This window comes from Flavobacterium selenitireducens (assembly GCF_014748335.1).
Classification (GTDB): Bacteria; Bacteroidota; Bacteroidia; order Flavobacteriales; family Flavobacteriaceae; genus Flavobacterium; species Flavobacterium selenitireducens.
Map to the genome: position 1 here is coordinate 1 of NZ_JAAVIY010000019.1, position 17496 is coordinate 17496.

At 36.7% G+C, this 17496-nt stretch carries 17 protein-coding genes; all 17 read left to right on the forward strand.

The genetic code is table 11. The annotated features are described in order from the left end of the window. Nucleotides 1-225: 225 nt before the first annotated feature. The 17 genes from HC229_RS16005 (at nucleotide 226) to HC229_RS16740 (ending at nucleotide 16870) form a co-directional block, all read left to right on the forward strand. Nucleotides 226-792, forward strand: a complete 567-nt coding sequence (locus HC229_RS16005; RefSeq protein ID WP_191021514.1) for a hypothetical protein — start codon at nucleotides 226-228, stop codon at nucleotides 790-792. A 748-nt stretch (nucleotides 793-1540) separates the two neighbouring features. Further along, nucleotides 1541-1882, forward strand: a complete 342-nt coding sequence (locus tag HC229_RS16010) for a hypothetical protein (RefSeq protein WP_191021515.1) — start codon at nucleotides 1541-1543, stop codon at nucleotides 1880-1882. 579 nt (nucleotides 1883-2461) lie between these two features. Further along, nucleotides 2462-2917 (forward strand): hypothetical protein, encoded by a 456-nt coding sequence (locus HC229_RS16015; RefSeq protein WP_191021516.1) that lies wholly within the window; start codon nucleotides 2462-2464, stop codon nucleotides 2915-2917. A gap of 222 nt (nucleotides 2918-3139) precedes the next feature. Continuing rightward, nucleotides 3140-3751 carry a WG repeat-containing protein gene (locus tag HC229_RS16020; RefSeq protein WP_191021517.1) on the forward strand — a complete coding sequence of 204 codons (612 nt, stop codon included), beginning with the start codon at nucleotides 3140-3142 and terminating at the stop codon, nucleotides 3749-3751. 202 nt (nucleotides 3752-3953) lie between these two features. After that, the gene (locus HC229_RS16025; RefSeq protein ID WP_191021518.1) at nucleotides 3954-4238 is read left to right on the forward strand and encodes a hypothetical protein; all 285 of its coding nucleotides are present in this window, start codon (nucleotides 3954-3956) and stop codon (nucleotides 4236-4238) included. A gap of 483 nt (nucleotides 4239-4721) precedes the next feature. Further along, nucleotides 4722-5318: a DKNYY domain-containing protein gene (locus tag HC229_RS16030; protein WP_191021519.1), complete on the forward strand. Its 597-nt coding sequence runs from the start codon at nucleotides 4722-4724 to the stop codon at nucleotides 5316-5318. A gap of 1448 nt (nucleotides 5319-6766) precedes the next feature. Further along, entirely contained in the window at nucleotides 6767-7291 is a 525-nt protein-coding gene (locus HC229_RS16035; RefSeq protein WP_191021520.1) for a hypothetical protein, read from the forward strand. 218 nt (nucleotides 7292-7509) lie between these two features. Beyond that, nucleotides 7510-8070, forward strand: a complete 561-nt coding sequence (locus tag HC229_RS16040; protein ID WP_191021521.1) for a TPM domain-containing protein — start codon at nucleotides 7510-7512, stop codon at nucleotides 8068-8070. Between the two features lie 135 nt (nucleotides 8071-8205). Further along, nucleotides 8206-9090, forward strand: coding sequence for a nucleotidyltransferase domain-containing protein (locus tag HC229_RS16045; RefSeq protein ID WP_191021522.1), 885 nt, complete (start codon nucleotides 8206-8208; stop codon nucleotides 9088-9090). A 3-nt stretch (nucleotides 9091-9093) separates the two neighbouring features. After that, a complete protein-coding gene (locus tag HC229_RS16050) occupies nucleotides 9094-9738 on the forward strand; it encodes a Cap15 family cyclic dinucleotide receptor domain-containing protein (protein WP_191021523.1) in 645 nt (214 codons plus the stop codon). 206 nt (nucleotides 9739-9944) lie between these two features. Next, entirely contained in the window at nucleotides 9945-10571 is a 627-nt protein-coding gene (locus tag HC229_RS16055; RefSeq protein ID WP_191021524.1) for a putative polyvalent protein kinase domain-containing protein, read from the forward strand. A gap of 11 nt (nucleotides 10572-10582) precedes the next feature. Continuing rightward, nucleotides 10583-10732 carry a hypothetical protein gene (locus tag HC229_RS16060; RefSeq protein ID WP_191021525.1) on the forward strand — a complete coding sequence of 50 codons (150 nt, stop codon included), beginning with the start codon at nucleotides 10583-10585 and terminating at the stop codon, nucleotides 10730-10732. 188 nt (nucleotides 10733-10920) lie between these two features. Beyond that, nucleotides 10921-11721 (forward strand): hypothetical protein, encoded by an 801-nt coding sequence (locus HC229_RS16065; protein ID WP_191021526.1) that lies wholly within the window; start codon nucleotides 10921-10923, stop codon nucleotides 11719-11721. 1 nt (nucleotide 11722) lies between these two features. After that, on the forward strand, nucleotides 11723-13528 hold the full coding sequence (locus HC229_RS16070) for a DUF262 domain-containing protein (RefSeq protein WP_191021527.1): 1806 nt from the start codon (nucleotides 11723-11725) through the stop codon (nucleotides 13526-13528). A 1447-nt stretch (nucleotides 13529-14975) separates the two neighbouring features. Then, nucleotides 14976-15230: a type II toxin-antitoxin system Phd/YefM family antitoxin gene (locus HC229_RS16075; protein WP_191021528.1), complete on the forward strand. Its 255-nt coding sequence runs from the start codon at nucleotides 14976-14978 to the stop codon at nucleotides 15228-15230. Between the two features lies 1 nt (nucleotide 15231). After that, the gene (locus HC229_RS16080; RefSeq protein WP_191021529.1) at nucleotides 15232-15489 is read left to right on the forward strand and encodes a Txe/YoeB family addiction module toxin; all 258 of its coding nucleotides are present in this window, start codon (nucleotides 15232-15234) and stop codon (nucleotides 15487-15489) included. A 568-nt stretch (nucleotides 15490-16057) separates the two neighbouring features. Next, nucleotides 16058-16870, forward strand: a complete 813-nt coding sequence (locus HC229_RS16740) for an abortive infection family protein (RefSeq protein WP_191021530.1) — start codon at nucleotides 16058-16060, stop codon at nucleotides 16868-16870. Nucleotides 16871-17496 lie beyond the last annotated feature (626 nt).

A 17496-nucleotide genomic window follows, 5' to 3' on the forward strand; every position in this document is an offset into this window, starting at 1 on the left:
AGAAATTTCCAAAAGTCGCGAAAACAAGATTTTTTCTGCTTTGGCAAGCTAGAAAAAATCGTTGATTTCGCTACCTTTATTCCAAAGCAGAGAAAATTCTCTCCGGAAGGCCGCGACGGCGTTTAGCGGCCTCACGTTGGCGGCAATGCTCGAAAATCGTATATGACTCACAAATTTTCAATATATAAACCCTCGAAAGATTTTGTCTGGACCACAAATAAGGTCGTGTACTTGCTCCTTTTATCATTAATTGGCTTACGAATACTAATATCAACCTTCCTAAAGATAGAAGGGACTTTATTTGAAAAAATTTTATACTTTACAATTTCGGCAATATTCGTAAGCGCGGTTATCTTAAAAATTATTAATCTTGGTAAATATTTGCCATTAAATGGAGAACTAGACGGCTACCTTATTTTCAAAAACGATCTAGTACAAATTGGTGACGAAAGTTTTGAGCTAGATAAAATAAGATCAATAAAGATTTCCAATGAAGATTATATTGGTAGACTTTTCGGTTCACAAAAAGGAAATTTTGGACCTGCATTATCAAACGGAACTGAAAATTTTCTGAGCTTAATTTTCATGGACAATTCGACAAAAAAGTATCAATTTGAATTGGTTAGGTCCGATGACTTTCAAAAAGTTAGAAAAACATTGATCATATATTATATTGAAGGCAAAATGAGCTATCACGAACTTATTAATGTATTAGGTGAAAAAAGTGAATCTGATCAAAGACAACTAGAATTCGAAATTGAAAATATTAGCACTGCCGCCAACCGCCGCTAACTTCCATTGCTGTTTTTCGTTAGCGATAACCTTTTTTTTCCATAACTTCGTCTGCGTTCGGCAGAGAATATTCTCTCCAATTGCCGCAACGAGAAGTTAGCGGCCTCACGTTATGTGAAACTTATATAGAAACTATGGAGTTTGAAGAGCACATTAATGACCGAAGGGATTTAGATAAATTGTCGTTGGACAATTTTCTATTTAACAAAATCAACATATTAGATTTCGATATAGACAAACTCATCAAAGCAAAACTGGATGAGATTGAAAAAATTCATCTTGAACTTTCCAAAATAAACGAAAGTCCAGAAAAGTAAAATGAAATAAACGAGCTGTACGAAAGCCAAGGAAACAGCTTAAGAGAACACGAATACTATCTAATTCAGGAAATGCAATACTACGAAGATGATGCATTTGTGCTTTATGAAGTCAAAATTGCTGAACATTTTGCGTTACGAATGGATAAAAATGTAGCGCTAAGATTTACAGAAATACTAAAAGAAATTTACAAATAAGCTTCACATAACCGCCGCTAACCGCCATGGCAGCAAGGTGACTAAGACGAAGAGTTTTGTCCCGAAGCCGCAAAACTTAGATTTTTCCTGCTTTGCCAAGCTAGGAAAAATCATAAGTTTTGCTACCTTTCATCCAGGCGGAGAGATCCGTCTCCGGAAGGCTGCCACGATCGGTTAGCGGCCTCACGTTACAGGAAAGTTTTAACGAAATTAGACTTCAAATCATCATCAACATGGAAAAATCACTACAAAAAGCTCAAGAAGTTGCACACTTTGCATTGAGCGTTAGTAGCCAAGCTAAAGAACTTGCTGAAATATCTGACGAATCAAATTCACAGTATCAGGAGATATTACAAACATCGATGGAGATTATTCACAGCCTATCAAGTTATGAATTGGAAGTAGAGGATGTGAATGGTTTAGCCACTTTATTAGAATTTGTAACGAAGCTCTGCACGGAAGGTTCAGAAAATTATCAAAGACAAATTTCTCTACTAAATTGGGCAAATGAAAGAACTGACAAATATGTCTCAGAATATGAAAATCTAGCAAGAAATCTAGGCTATGATTTATAAAAAAATTATCTGGTAAATTAAACCTTCCTGTAACCGCCGCTAACCGCCATCGCTGGTTCAGAGAAATTAGAGACTGAAATTTCCACAAGTCGCGAAAACAAGATTTTTTCTGCTTTGGCAAGCTAGAAAAAATCGTTGATTTCGCTACCTTTATTCCAAAGCAGAGAAAATCCTCTCCGGAAGGCCGCGACGGCGTTTAGCGGCCTCACGTTACTTGCAAGCCGGCGCTGCGCGCGAGCGCCCGATTTGACACTATTTTTTCCAAAAACGACCGTTTTTCAAATCGGGCGCCGTGGCAATTTTAGAACCAACCTTGTAACAGAGAGTACCAGGTAAATTGCCACGCCAATCTTTGTGTTTTCGGCCTGCAAGTAACCGCCGCTAACCGCCATCGCTGGTTTTAGGTAGTATGAACCAACTTTTTCCAGAAGTCGCAAAACCAAGATTTTTTCAGCTTTGACAAGCTAGAAAAAATCGTTGATTTTGCTACCTTTCGTTTCGGCAGAGAATATTCTCTCCGGGAGGCCGCGACGGCGTTTAGCGGCCTCACGTTACCTGCTATATTAAGACCACAACGAAATGATTGAGACTTATCCAAATCCTTGGGATTTTCACAATAATGACAAGAAACTTGTTTCGGCAGACCAATATCAAAAAGTCGTGTATTACGACCTAAACGAAATTGCAATGGGAGCTCCACTCGGAGGAAAATGTTTCTTAGAAACTGCTAATAATAAGAAATTAAAAATACATGACTGGTGTGGCGGACCTGCTACTTGGGAAACAAATGGACAATTGGTAGCAATTCCTATTTGGACACGAAAATTTTTAAAAGGAACTGTTCAACAAATCGGAGTTTTAGACACAATGAATATGGAACTTAAAATATTTAGAAAGTCATTCAGCGTTCTTGACATTCGTTCATTTGATAAAACTACAATCTATGGTTACGATAGCCCAATTCACAATACTAAAACGGTTAATTTTGACACTGATAAAGAAAAAATTGAGGTGTTAATTAAACTGACGCAATGAAAAATACAGCAGGTAACCGCCGCTAACCGCCATCGCTGGTTCACGGTGAATTAAACCATCAGTTTTTCAAAAGTCGCAAAAACAAGATTTTTTCTGCTTTGGCAAGCTTGAAAAAATCGTTGATTTTGCTACCTTTAGTTTCGGCAGAGAATAATCTCTCCGGAAGGCCGCGACGATCGGTTAGCGGCCTCACGTTGGCAGTAATACTAAAATACACGTAACATGAAATATGTATTCTATTTGATGCTTTTGGCTTTTTCGAATATGGATGCTCAGACAAAATTCAGCGTGAAAGAAGTTGAGACACCACATTGGAAGTCTATATACCATTTAATTAACGAAAAAGGAGAAACTATAAAAGTTCTTGATTCCTCAAGGTATGCGGTTTCTTTCAATGGAGACAAATTAAGTTACTTCGCAATTTTCCTAATAAAAGGAGAAAGTGGCTGGACGGCTATCGACAGTGATGAAAAAGTGTTATTCAAAGTTTACAATACAAGCTTTGGTGAACCTTCGCCAGACGAAATAGTCGAGAATAAGATAAGAATAGTGGGTCAAAATAATAAAATCGGATTCGCCGATCATAAAGGAAACATTATAATCAAACCGCAATTTGAAATCGTAACATCGTTCAGTAACGGAAAGGCAATTATCGGTGAAAGTTGTGAAAAAAAACCTTGGGGCAAACATGAGGATAAAGACGATTGCCAACACTATTCGATTGTTTGCACTAAACATGGATACATTGACGCACACGGAAAGATTCTGGAGATAGGAAATTTAACGTTCGAAGAAGTGATGAAAAAAATAAACTGGAAATCACCAGAACAATAAGTACTACTGCCAACCGCCGCTAACCGCCATCGCTGATTTGCAGTAAATAGAACCAATTTTTTCCATAACTTCGCTTTCGTTCGGCAGAGAAAATTCTCTCCGAAAGGCCGCGACGGCGTTTAGCGGCCTCACGTTATCGCATACTGCAAACAAAAATCGGTTTGAATTCACCGATAGAATAGTAAAATATAATATTCTACAAATGGAAAAGGACATAATTTTTGCATTGGGAAATGTCAATATTCTTTCTCGAATGATTCGAAATGCATTTAATACAAACGTTGAAGAAAATATTTTTGGAATAGTGATCGAACACGTAGAAAAATTTAGGGATGGGACATTGGAGAAAATCAAAATCAAACAAATTCTCGATCTAAAATCTTATCTCAGCGATCCTGAATACAATGGCTTTCACGAAAGGATAATTAATATTCATAATGATTTTACCACGATAAAATTTGTTGGAAGAGATAAAGATTATAGATAATGAATTTAAACTATCACATTGGACATCTACAAAATCACTTCAATTCAAATGAAAAGCGAGGTAGAATTTCCTTTCATTTGAATGCTATTCTGAATAAATATCACTCAGGGGAAATTCAAATAAATAAAGTTAATGAAAAGATATTTAAAAAAATAATCTCTCGAATGATGAAATATGATCAAGGCTATTGGATTAAAGAAAATTGGGAATTTAAAATTCTTTATTATGCTTTGACATCAGTTTTAAAGTCTTAAGAATAGTGAAGGCAGCAGCGATAACCGCCGCTAACCGCCATGGCAGCGAGCCGACTAAGAGGAAGAGCTGGTTCCAAAAGCCGCAAAACTTAGATTTTTCCTGCTTTGAAAAGCTAGGAAAAATCATAAGTTTTGCTACCTTTCGTCCAAGCGGAGAGATCCGTCTCCGGAAGGCTGCCACGATCGTTTAGCGGCCTCACGTTGTGCGCTATTAGTGAAAACCACAAACATGAAACAGCTTTTCTATTTCCTATCCATTACTTTTCTTTTCATTGGGTGTAAAGAGGAATACATTGTCAAAGGTAATCAAGTATATCACAAAGGCTGGAATGAAGGCGTGGGCAATTATGAGAGATTGTTAGACGGTGCTGACGCAAAGACGTTTGTAAATCTTAAGTATTCCGGTGTAAATGCAATCTTTGGGAAAGACAAATTTCACGTTTATATGGATGGTAAAATCGTCCCATATTCCGATTCTAAAACTTTTAAATATATATCAGACCATTTTTTTAAGGATAAAAATTCGATTTACTTTTTTGGCTTTTATAGCTCAGAGCAAGATTGGAAAATTGATTCAATAGTTCCATCACAATTTAAACTGATTAAGTATCCTTGGGCTACAGATGGGAAGTCATTAATTTGGGGCTATAAAACTTTAGAGGTTGACGATTTAAGTTCATTTAAACCGTTAAATGAAAACTGGGCAAAAACCAAAGACAAAGTTATATTTCAAGCTAAAGTTTTAAATAATGTAGACTATGACTCATTTGAAGTTATAGACGATTATAATGCTCAAGATAAAAACGGAAAGGTTTTTAAATTCTAACAGCGTACAACCGCCGCTAACCGCCATCGCTGATTCAGAGTAATTAGAACCTAAAATTTCCAAAAGTCGCGAAAACAAGATTTTTTCCGCTTTGGCAAGCTAGAAAAAATCGTTGATTTCGCTACCTTTATTCCAAAGCAGAGAAAATTCTCTCCGAAAGGCCGCGACGGCGTTTAGCGGCCTCACGTTACTTGCAAGCCGGCGCTGAGCGCTAGCGCCCGATTTGACACTATTTTTTAAAAAAACGACCGTTTTTCAAATCGGGCGCCGTGGCAATTTTAGAGCCAACCTTGTAACAGAGAGTACAACGTAAATTGCCACGCCAATCTTTGTGTTTTCGGCATGCAAGTAACCGCCGCTAACTTCCATTGCTGTTTTTCGTTAGATAGAACCACTTTTTTTATAACTTCGTTTTCGTTCGGCAGAGAATATTCTCTCCGATTGCCGCAACGAAAAGTTAGCGGCCTCACGTTACTTGCAAGCCGGCGCTGCGCGCGAGCGCCCGATTTGACACTATTTTTTCCAAAAACGACCGTTTTTCAAATCGGGCGCCGTGGCAATTTTAGAACCAATCGCGTAACAGAGAGTACAAGGTAAATTGCCACGCCAATCTTTGTGTTTTCGGCCTGCAAGTAACCGCCGCTAATCGCCATCGCTGGTTCAGAGTAATTAGAACCTGAAATTTCCAAAAGTCGCGAAAACAAGATTTTTTCCGCTTTGACAAGCTAGAAAAAATCGTCGATTTCGCTACCTTTATTCCAAAGCAGAGAAAATTCTCTCCGGAAGGCCGCGACAGCGTTTAGCGGCCTCACGTTACTGGAAATGGCGGCGAGCGCGAAACCTGAAAAAACGTCACTCCAAAAAAAAATCTGAACTCCTCTCTAATTTTTTACCATTCAACGAAGGAAAAATATTAGTCGGCTGATCGCGATCAAACGAGGAACATCATTATATTTAAATCTAGGCAAGCAGCAAAGATTAGTCTTTGATCAGCATGGCGTTTTTAACAAGCAGTCATTGGTCGGCTTTAGGCATTTTCGATAATTATCATTCAAAGTTCAAAAGTTTTGGTTGGTATAAGATTCCAAAACAAACTATTTTCGTCGATGGATATTGAACCATTCGTTGACTCAACATGGCTGGCCTGCTAAAAGAAAAAAGATTAACGAATAAAACAAAATCGTCATTTGATTTGCCAATAGGACGTGCCGCCACTTCCAGTAACCGCCGCTAACCCGCCATCGCTGGTTTAGAGTGATTAGAACCAGAAATTTCCAAAAGTCGCGAAAACAAGATTTTTTCTGCTTTGGCAAGCTAGAAAAAATCGTTGATTTCGCTACCTTTATTCCAAAGCAGAGAAAATTCTCTCCGGAAGGTCGCGACGGCGTTTAGCGGCCTCACGTTACCAGACATTTTACCAAATACGTCGAACAATCAAATCACACAATATGAACAGTAATGCACTCATTATTCTCGAAATAAAAGAACCAAACAAAGCTCCGGATTTAAGATATATAACGATCAGTAGCTCGCTAGTAAATAAACTTGATTCGGAATTTGGGCAAACGGCACTTGAAATTTTTAAATCCGAAAAAAAATATTCATCCGAAACAACAATTACGGTTAAACAAGTTATTCGATTCGGAGATTATGATTCATACAAAACGTTTTTCAATTCTCAAATTGAAGAATATTTAGGGATGGAAAACGAGGTGGAAATTCAAAATAAAAAAAATGTGCTAATGCATTTAGGGAACATAATCACTTTTGAAGGACAATCTTTGGAAACGTTGGCAGATTCAAAAGAGAAGACAGAACTTTTGAATCTCCAATTTAAACTAATGCCAATACAAGATGAAATTGCATCTCAACCAGAGGGAAGAATTGAATTAAAGAAGTCGGGAAATCTTTTCATTACTGGATTTTCAGAAAATGTAAGAAACTTGATATCCAATCACATAAATGGCCAATAAAAACGTCTGGTAACCGCCGCTAACCGCCATTGCTGGGTTTCAGGTAAAAAGAAGTGCTTTCTCCTTAACCGTAAAACTAAGAATTTTTCTGCTTTCCAAGCTAAAAAATTCTTTAGTTTTACTTCGTCCGCGTTCGGCAGAGAGTACAATCTCCGAAAGCCAGCAACGCTCGGTTAGCGGCCTCACGTTAGTGGTTATTTCCAAACCCAAATTCGTTTATGAACAGGTTTCTCCTAATATTTCTTATCACAGTCACAACGGCATATTCACAGCCAAAAAAAGATTCAGTTGAACATTTTAAACTTAAGAAACTTGAATTACGGCGAGATATTTTTGCTTTAAATATTCCTAAAAGAAAAAATTGGGTCAATGATTTTGAAAAATTATTTAGTGACGAAGAAAAAAATAATTTGAACAATATCATCACTAAAGTTGAAGGTGAAACCTCATTTGAAATTGTCATTGTCACTCTCGACACAAACAACGTATCTTCTGAAAATTTTGAAGCCATGTCGCTGAAAATTGCACAAACGTGGGCAGTAGGAAAACACAAAAAAGAGAATGGAATACTTATCGCAATATCGAAAGGTTATCGCCGTTTAAGAATTCAAAATGGAAACGGGATTGAAAAAATTTTGACAAACAACCAAACCCAAAACTTAATAGATAACTATTTCATTCCCGAATTTAAAAAAGGTAATTATTATCAAGGCACCTTGGACGGCTTAAATGAAATTATTAAGCTGTTGTATAAAGAAACAACCACTAACCGCCGCTAACTTCCATTGCTGTTTTTCGTTAGCGAGAAACACTTTTTTTCATAACTTCGTTTTCGTTCGGCAGAGAATATTCTCTTCGATTGCCGCAACGAAAGTTAGCGGCCTCGCGTTAGCTGCAATCATAAAATCACGACTATGCCTAAATTTACGGAAGATCAATTGAACAATTTTCGATATCCGCCAAGTGATACCGAAGAGCAAAAACTTGCAAATAGTGAATTTGCAGTTAGAGAAGCTATTAAAAATTCTGCTGCTTTGAAAGATAAATCAACTAAAATTTTTGGACAAGGCTCGTATGCAAATGATACGAACGTTAGAAATAATAGCGATATTGATATTAATGTTAGATTGGATAGCGCTGATTTTGTAAAAATTCCTGACGGTAAAAATGATAGTGATTATGGTTATTCTGATAGCTCATACTCCTATCCGGCCTATAGGAAAGATGTTCTAGATGCTATGATATCCTATTTTGGACTAAAATACGTTGTTGATAACGATAAGTGTATAACTATTCTTCCCGATTCCACGAGGGTAGAAACTGATGTTGTCCCTACTCTCAAATATATTAGATATGACTCCGAGACCGCAAAAGTTGAAGGCGTTAAGTTCATTTCAAAATCTGGAAAAAGCATAATTAATTTTCCATTACAACACATTGAAAATGGAAAAGGAAAAAACAGCAGAACTCAAAAGAGATTTAAGAGATTAACCCGGATTTACAGACGAATTAGATACAAAATGATTGACGATGGAATTGATGTTAGCGATAATGTCACATCATTTCTTCTCGAGTGTTTAGTATGGAATGTTCCTGACAAAATTTTCAATGACTACGATAACTGGACTGATAGATTAAAAGAATCAATTAGATACATTTACAATAAAACTCAAAATGCTGAAGATTGCAAACATTGGGGCGAGGTATCAGAACTACTTTATTTATTTGTTGGACGCAAATGGTCAGAAAAGGATGTGAACAATTTTATGTTACAAATGTGGAACTATTTACAATTTTAGGAAATGAACTTTAGATATTACAATTCAAGTAACCTAGTTATACTAATTCTTATTTTAATATTTTTAATTTCTCCGCTATCAGCATGTATTGAAAAAAAAATATCCGAGTATGAAGACCTTAATATTTTATACGGGTACGTTGGTATTTTTTCGACAGTTACAATTCTTACTGGTGTGTTGTTGCTTATTGATCGGTTTCTTTGGAGATTTTCCCTTTTCAATTGGCTAATAGATGTTCCAAACTTAAATGGCCGTTATGAAGGCGAGCTCACTTCATCATTTATTGATCCTTCGACAAATTTACCAACCGTTAAAAAATGCGTGATGGAGATATCACAAAATGCATCGAAAATATGTGTTCATTCATATTACGGTGATATCGCAACTAACAATCAAACTTCTCAAGGCTTTAGCTTATCTGAAGAAATTGTAAAAAATAATAATGGAATCTTTGAAGTATTTTACATTTTTTCAAATACTCCAAATGCACTTATAAATCAGCTTCACCATCATTTAGGAACTTCTAACTTAAAATATTTTCCAGATATAAAAGTTTTGGAAGGTGAATATTTTAATCAACGAGGACTTAAGGGGACAATTAAAGTAAGTTTTGTGCAGAAAGAAACGGTTGGACGGTTTATAATATAATGACTGCAGCTAACCGCCTGTAATCGCCAGTGCTGGTTTCGGTAAAAAGTTCGCTCAATTTCCATAACTTCGTTTGCGTTCGGCAGAGAGTACAATCTCCGTTTTCCGCACCGGCGGTTACAGGCCTAACGTTAGCGGTTATTTTCGATCGTCGGCTGCGAAGATCCATTTCTTAAGTTTGGTTATATTTGTAAATGCAAAATCAATTGAAGTATGAACTCTACAATGTCATTTCAGGAAAGAGCCAAGTTAGGTTCGGAGCAATTATCCAAACAATCGCCGGTTACATTGGCGATGGCACGCAAACAAGCGGAGCAATTGAAAACGCAAAGCAACTCAAAGAACAAGAAACAAAGAGATTAGAGTATTTTGCTACTGAAAAAGAATTTTGGATAAATGACATTGACTTTACGCAATACGTAAGCGAAGGTGCTGAACAAAAAGTATATCTAAAAGATTCTGATCACGTTCTTAAACTTAATGACGCGATATATTACAATTCCTGGAGGGATTACTTCTTCAACCTGTTGCTTCACAATTTCTTTTTCCCGGATACAGCGTATGAACTTGTAGGATTTACAAAGGAGAATGATATTTTATATTGCGTTGTTAAGCAGTCTTATGTTTCTATCACAGAAAATACTGATTTGAACTTAGTAAAAGACTTTATGAAATTGAACGGCTTTGAAAACGTCAGGAACAATGATTATCAAAATATAGAACTGGGAATTATTCTCGAGGATTTACATGATGAAAATGTTTTGACAAGAAATGGAGTTTTATATTTTATTGATACTGTCTTTTATTTGACAGAAGTTTTTTGGAAAACATAAAATCGGAAGAAATGGCACATAAGAAGAATGGGCAATTAACGACTTCGGGAGAATGGGCAAAACACTTGAGAAAATTCATGCGGCGAAAATTCTGGAAAGGTGAAAGAAAAGCTGGAATTAAATTTATTCATAAAACGATAAAAGAGAAAAACAACCGCTAACAGCCGCTAAAAAAAAGCGCTACTTTCAGGTAGTTGAACTAATCATTTTTTAAGTAGATTTACGTTCTGCAGAGACGACTATCTCTGATAGACGCGCCTTCTTTTAGCGGCCTCACGTTATGCGAAAGCTTTGCGCCGATTCAGAAAACTGACACAAAAATGATTACATTGCATCAAAAATACAATTTGTGAGTGATATACATTTAGCTAATTGGCTCGACAAAATGGATGTAGACTATTATGCTATGTTCATAAAATCTTGGATTCCTTTTAACGCATGGTACGTTAAAAATTTTCATGATGAAGACCTAAATAGAACAAGCGACCGCTCGTTAATTGATTACGTTAAACAGGTTGACAATCCTTATAAAACCAAATTGAGGAATTTACTTCTTGGCAATACCATTGAAGCGTTGGATTTTAAATCTGAATTGAAATCTTTACATGAACAACTAGAGGCCAATTCAATTCCGAATGAAGAAAAGAGAATAAAACTAGGCAGTATTACTCTTTCGCCGAATCCCGTACGACAATGGACGCAAACCTATAACAAACGAACTTATAAATTTGAGTATTTCTTTAATCAACCAAGAACAACAAAACGGTTTAAATGCACCATATTGAAAAATAATCCGGCCCAAACAACAGTTTGCATCATTGAGCTTCATAAATGTAGCATTCCTGAATTAGAACAAGATATTTCGTTTCAAGGACTTACTTTACAAGTGCAAAACTTTGTAAAAAAAGGATTTGGTGAGATTAATCCTCAAAAGCCGGTAAGCATTTTGGCAGATGACAAAGGTCTGCTCATAAAGGACAACCTCTATTTCATTTCCAATATCGACCTTTGTACTCAGGTGTTAATTGAACTAATTTATCAACTTAGAAATAAGATTTTTCACGGAGAGATAAACCCAAACAAAGCATTAACTTTAACTTATAAGCACGCATACAATTTAAATCGTGTTTTAGTAAACTCACTAGAATAATATGGGGCATATCGCTAATAAAATAGACGCTAAAGACAAAAAGTTATCTGAAGTTCTTAGTGGACAACGATATCGCATAGATTCCTTCCAAAGAGAATATAGATGGCAACGGAAACAGATTGAATCGTTAATAAGCGATTTATCCATTAGCTTTAAAAAAAATCACAATGAAGGACATTTGATAAAAAATGCAAATGACTACGACTGCTATTACATGGGTCCTATTGTATTGTGTGATACAAATAATGAATTGTCCATAGTTGATGGTCAGCAGCGATTAACTTCTTTTACCTTACTATTAATTTATTTGTTGCATGAGCAAGAGAAGCTCAAAGAAGACAATCTCATTCTTCGCGATTTAAAGCCATACCTTTATGTGACTAAATCTGGTGAAGTGTCGTTTGTTTTAAATGTAAAAACTCGCAATAAGGTTTTAAGTCATCTAATCGAAAATCCTTCCACTATTTTCGAAGATGCTGAAGAATTAGAATCTAACTTAGAACTGGATTTTGACGATAGTATTAAAGTAAAGAAAAATGATGAATCAATAAATAACTTGATTGAACGCTATGAAGACATAACATTGCTTTTTCCTGAAGAATTTAAGACTAAGAACGTCTTACCAATATTTATCGAATGGATACTGGAGAAAGTTGTTTTGGTTGAAGTTAAAGCTTACAGTCTAGAAAATGCCTATACAATTTTCGAAACGATGAATGATCGAGGATTAACTTTGAATCCTACCGAAATCCTAAAAGCCTTTCTATTACACAAGATTGATGATGACGACAAAAGTGATGAAGCTAATGATTTTTGGAAAGAAAAAATATTTGATATTAAATCGAAAATCGGAAGTGAAAGCGAACTTGATTTTTTCCGCGCGTGGCTAAGGGCAAAATATGCTGAAACCCGACGTGACACTAAGCAAGGCGCCGAGAATGAAGATTTTGAACAGATTGGAACCCAATTTCACACTTGGGTTAAAAACAATTCTGATAAAATATATTTGAATACTTCTGAAGATTACTACTATTTCATTAAGTCCGACTTTGATTTCTATTCCAACTTATATATAGCCATAAATTCATTTAAAAATCATTGGATTCCTAATTTTGAAACACTCTATATTTCAAACTTTTACCCCATTGCCGATTCGCTTTCTTATCCACTAGTAATTTCTCCAATTTCCAAGGCAGATTCAAACATGGAAATCGATGAAAAAATAAATGTAGTTGCTCGATTTTTAGATATTTATACCATTAAGCGAGTCTTGGTTGGCCGAGCAATAACTCAAAGTACCATTAGAAACAACATTTATGAACTGATTAAATCCACAAGGAATCAAAATATTGAATCAATTCAATTACGATTTCGGTCCGAATTAGATAAATTATCGAAAACCTCTCCTTTCATTCTTCTACATCGGATGGATAACTGGGGATTTTATCATTACATTTTCGCCAGAATAATGTATGCTAATAATAATCGAGACGATTTTAGTTCACTTTTGAGAAACAGAAAACAAAGTTCTTATATACTTTATAAATACTTTGAAAATGAGGATAAACCAGCGTCATTTTCAGAGACAAATTGGAACCTTTGCATAAATTCTGTAGCAGGCCACTGCCTTGTTCGAAGACATGAGTTAGAAAAGATCCATTCTAAAAAAGGTGTAAAAAGATTACAATACTTAATCAAGCAAGGATATTTACAAGGTACCGTTGATAATGAAGATGAAATTGAAGATTTTATTATTTATCGAGACGAGATAATTAGACAACAAATTGACGCACTCGTTAAGTACTAAGCCTTCGCATAACCGCCGCTAATTTCCATTGCTGTTTTTCGTTAGCCAGAACCCCTTTTTTCCATAACTTCGTCTGCGTTCGGCAGAGAATATTCGCTCCGAACGCCGCAACGAGAAGTTAGCGACCTCACGTTACTTGCAGGCCGGCGCTGCGCGCGAGCGCCCGATTTGACACTATTTTTTTCAAAAAACGACCGTTTTTCAAATCGGGCGCCGTGGCAATTTTAGAACCAACCTTGTAACAGAGAGTACAAGGTAAATTGCCACGCCAATCTTTGTGTTTTCGGCCTGCAAGTAACCGCCGCTAACCGCCATCGCTGGTTCAGAGAAATTAGAGGCTGAAATTTCCAGAAGTCGCGAAAACAAGATTTTTTCTGCTTTAGCAAGCTAGAAAAAATCGTTGATTTCGCTACCTTTATTCCAAAGCAGAGAAAGTTCTCTCCGGAAGGTCGCGACGGCGTTTAGCGGCCTCACGTTGTGCGAAATTTATCAAAATCTGATTATGAAGGACGAATATTACCTGTTGAAAATTTGGATTACGTCTTTATCTATATCACCCCTTTTAGTATTGCTATTTGGCAATTTCAAAAATTTGGAATTATCTGGTTTATTGTGGCTCATGTTCTTATTAGTAATAATGAGTTTTTTTACGCTGATTCCAATAATGATAATTTTAGCCGTCGTAAATCACTTTTTGAATAAATCAGATAATATATCAGAAATTAAAAAGCTCATAATCTTAGCATTAACAGCAATAACAATAATTAATTTATCTTTCATTTATGTTTCCGAAACCAAAGTATATTCTTTGTCGTCCCTAACTACTGGTATCATCTATTCTTCGATCATGACCATATCAATTATTTACTTTAATTTCTCAACCAAGCGAAAAATCTAAACTTCGCACAACCGCCGCTAACCGCCATCGCTGGTTTCAAGTCAAATGAACCAACTTTTTTCATAACTTCGCTCTCTTTAGGCAGAGGAAATTCTCTCCGGAAAGCCGCGACGGCGTTTAGCGGCCTCACGTTACTTGCAAGCCGGCGCTGCGCGCGAGCGCCCGATTTGACACTATTTTTTCCAAAAACGACCGTTTTTCAAATCGGGCGCCGTGGCAATTTTAGAACCAACCTCGTAACAGAGAGTACCAGGTAAATTGCCACGCCAATCTTTGTGTTTTCGGCCTGCAAGTAACCGCCGCTAACCGCCATCGCTGGTTCAGAGTAACTAGCACCTAAAATTTCCAAAAGTCGCGAAAACAAGATTTTTTCCGCTTTGACAAGCTAAAAAAAATCGTTGATTTCGCTACCTTTATTCCAAAGCAGAGAATATTCTCTCCGAAAGGCCGCGACGGCGTTTAGCGGCCTCACGTTACCTGCCATAATTTAACAACCCACCTTAATAAAAAATCAAAAATTGTACATATATTTGTACAAAATTATTTATTATGGTAGTCGCAAATATTTCTGATTTTAGAAAAGACATAAAGTCTTATTTCGATCGTGTCGCGAAGAATTTTGATACACTGATAATTAATCGTGGAAAGGAATCTGGAATAGTAGTTATGTCCTTAGAAGAATATAATTCTTTGATGGCAACTAGCTATGAATTGTCATCTAGGAAAAATGAGCAAAGATTGGATTCCGCTATTGACAAGTTGAAAAATGGTAAATCATTTCAAAAAGATTTAATCGAGGAATAAAATGAAATATGTATTCGTAGATGAATCTTGGGAAGACTATCTGTATTGGCAAAAAATAGATAAAAAAAAGGTCAAGAAAATCAATGAACTTTTGAAAGATATTTCTCGAAGTCCGTTTGAAGGGTTAGGAAAACCTGAACCACTAAAGCATAAATATTCTGGATTTTGGTCAAGGAGAATTGATGACGAACATCGACTGATCTATAGATATCAGGATGAAGAAATACAGATTGTAAAGTGTAGACATCACTACGATTGAACATTATTACGGCAGGTAACCGCCGCTAACCGCCATCGCGGGCTCACAGTTAATTGAACCAACAGTTTTCCAAAAGTCGCGAAAACAAAATTTTTTCTGCTTTGACAAGCTTGAAAAAATCATTGGTTTTGCTACCTTTCAAGTCGGCAGAGAGAATTCTCTCCGATTGGCCGCGACGATCGGTTAGCGGCCTCACGTTACTTGCAAGCCGGCGCTGCGCGCGAGCGCCCGATTTGACACTATTTTTTCCAAAAACGACCGTTTTTCAAATCGGGCGCCGTGGGCAATTTTAGAACCACCCTGGTAACAGAGAATACAAGGTAAATTGCCACGCCAATCGTTGTGTTTTCGGCCTGCAAGTAACCGCCGCTAACCGCCATCGCGGGTTCACGGTTGAATTGAACCATCAGTTTTTCAAAAGTCGCAAAAACAAGATTTTTTCTGCTTTGGCAAGCTAGAAAAAATCGTTGATTTCGCTACCTTCGTTCCAAAGCAGAGAAAATTCTCTCCGGAAGGCCGCGACGGCGTTTAGCGGCCTCACGTTATAGCCCATTTTATAAAAAATCGAGTGAAAATTTCAAATAAAATTACTAAACAACTTGGAACATTAATTGCCGGCGATCGCGGGCCAACTCCATATTTAACTGGTTCAGACTTGGTTGATTTTTTTAACGAGTGTGGTGCAGATGATATTTATGGAGAAGGTTTCCCTACTCGATGGCGATACGCAACAGAGAAAATTATTGAATCAAATGGCTCGGATCAGCTTAGAACAATATTAGAAGAATTCGTCGATCCAAGAAGATATGAAGGTAATGAAGAACAGGTTCAAGCAATAGTAAAAGAAATTAATGGGCTCATAAAATTTGACGGATTTAACTTAGCAAAAAAAGGAAACTTTTATAAAATTATAGATAATCAAGGAAATTATATCGAACCACAAGCATTAAGTGAAGTCGATCATAAATTTGTCTCCGAGCAAATTGAAAAATGTCAACAGAAAATAACAACTAACGATTTTAATGGAGCAATTACAAATGCTCGAACTCTCGCTGAAGCAGTCTTGATTCACGTGATCGAAAATATTGAAAAAGTTGAAGTAAAAAATGATGGAAATATTCTCGCGCTTTGGGCGAGAGCAAAAAAAGCATTGAAGATTGATTTGAAAAAAGAAGATATCCCAGATTTCGTCTTCCAAATATTAGCCGGACTTGACACTTCGCTAAATGGCTTAGCAGCTTTAAGCAACAATGCTGGAGATAGGCACGCTAATAAATTCAACACAAAAAAACATCATGCAAAATTAGCTGTGAATGTGTCAATGACATTATCTGACTTTCTTGTTGATGTCCTAAATGAAAGAAATAAAAACGGGCTATAACCGCCGCTAACTTCCATTGCTGTTTTTCGTTAGCGAGAACCACTTTTTTTCATAACTTCGTCTTCGTTCGGCAGAGAATATTCTCTCCGGTTGCCGCAACGAGAAGTTAGCGGCCTCACGTTACTTGCAAGCCGGCGCTGCGCGCGAGCGCCCGATTTGACACTATTTTTTTCAAAAAACGACCGTTTTTCAAATCGGGCGCCGTGGCAATTTTAGAACCAACCTCGTAACAGAGAGTACCAGGCAAATTGCCACGCCAATCTTTGTGTTTTCGGCCTGCAAGTAACCGCCGCTAACCGCCATCGCGGGTTTAGAGTGATTAGAACCAGAAATTTCCAAAAGTCGCGAAAACAAGATTTTTTCTGCTTTGTTAAGCTAGAAAAAATCTTGTTTTCGCTACCTTTATTCCAAAGCAGAGAAAATTCTCTCCGGAAGGCCGCGACGGCGTTTAGCGGCCTCACGTTAGCAGAAATATTTTTTTTAACCCGGTAAATTCAAGAACTTAACGCAACAAAATCTTATCAATAGATTTGTTGTAAATGAAGAGAACATTCAACCATTTAAGTCATAAGGAAAGGATCGTAATCGAGACGTTGCTCGCCGAAAAAAAATCCGTTTCATATATC

Bases quoted from the DNA above. Each gene is read 5' to 3' on its own strand.
- HC229_RS16010 (WP_191021515.1), top strand. From the start codon at position 1,541: ATGGAAAAATCACTACAAAAAGCTCAAGAAGTTGCACACTTTGCATTG.
- HC229_RS16015 (WP_191021516.1), top strand. From the start codon at position 2,462: ATGATTGAGACTTATCCAAATCCTTGGGATTTTCACAATAATGACAAG.
- HC229_RS16020 (WP_191021517.1), top strand. From the start codon at position 3,140: ATGAAATATGTATTCTATTTGATGCTTTTGGCTTTTTCGAATATGGAT.
- HC229_RS16025 (WP_191021518.1), top strand. From the start codon at position 3,954: ATGGAAAAGGACATAATTTTTGCATTGGGAAATGTCAATATTCTTTCT.
- HC229_RS16030 (WP_191021519.1), top strand. From the start codon at position 4,722: ATGAAACAGCTTTTCTATTTCCTATCCATTACTTTTCTTTTCATTGGG.
- HC229_RS16035 (WP_191021520.1), top strand. From the start codon at position 6,767: ATGAACAGTAATGCACTCATTATTCTCGAAATAAAAGAACCAAACAAA.
- HC229_RS16040 (WP_191021521.1), top strand. From the start codon at position 7,510: ATGAACAGGTTTCTCCTAATATTTCTTATCACAGTCACAACGGCATAT.
- HC229_RS16045 (WP_191021522.1), top strand. From the start codon at position 8,206: ATGCCTAAATTTACGGAAGATCAATTGAACAATTTTCGATATCCGCCA.
- HC229_RS16050 (WP_191021523.1), top strand. From the start codon at position 9,094: ATGAACTTTAGATATTACAATTCAAGTAACCTAGTTATACTAATTCTT.
- HC229_RS16060 (WP_191021525.1), top strand. From the start codon at position 10,583: ATGGCACATAAGAAGAATGGGCAATTAACGACTTCGGGAGAATGGGCA.
- HC229_RS16070 (WP_191021527.1), top strand. From the start codon at position 11,723: ATGGGGCATATCGCTAATAAAATAGACGCTAAAGACAAAAAGTTATCT.
- HC229_RS16075 (WP_191021528.1), top strand. From the start codon at position 14,976: ATGGTAGTCGCAAATATTTCTGATTTTAGAAAAGACATAAAGTCTTAT.
- HC229_RS16080 (WP_191021529.1), top strand. From the start codon at position 15,232: ATGAAATATGTATTCGTAGATGAATCTTGGGAAGACTATCTGTATTGG.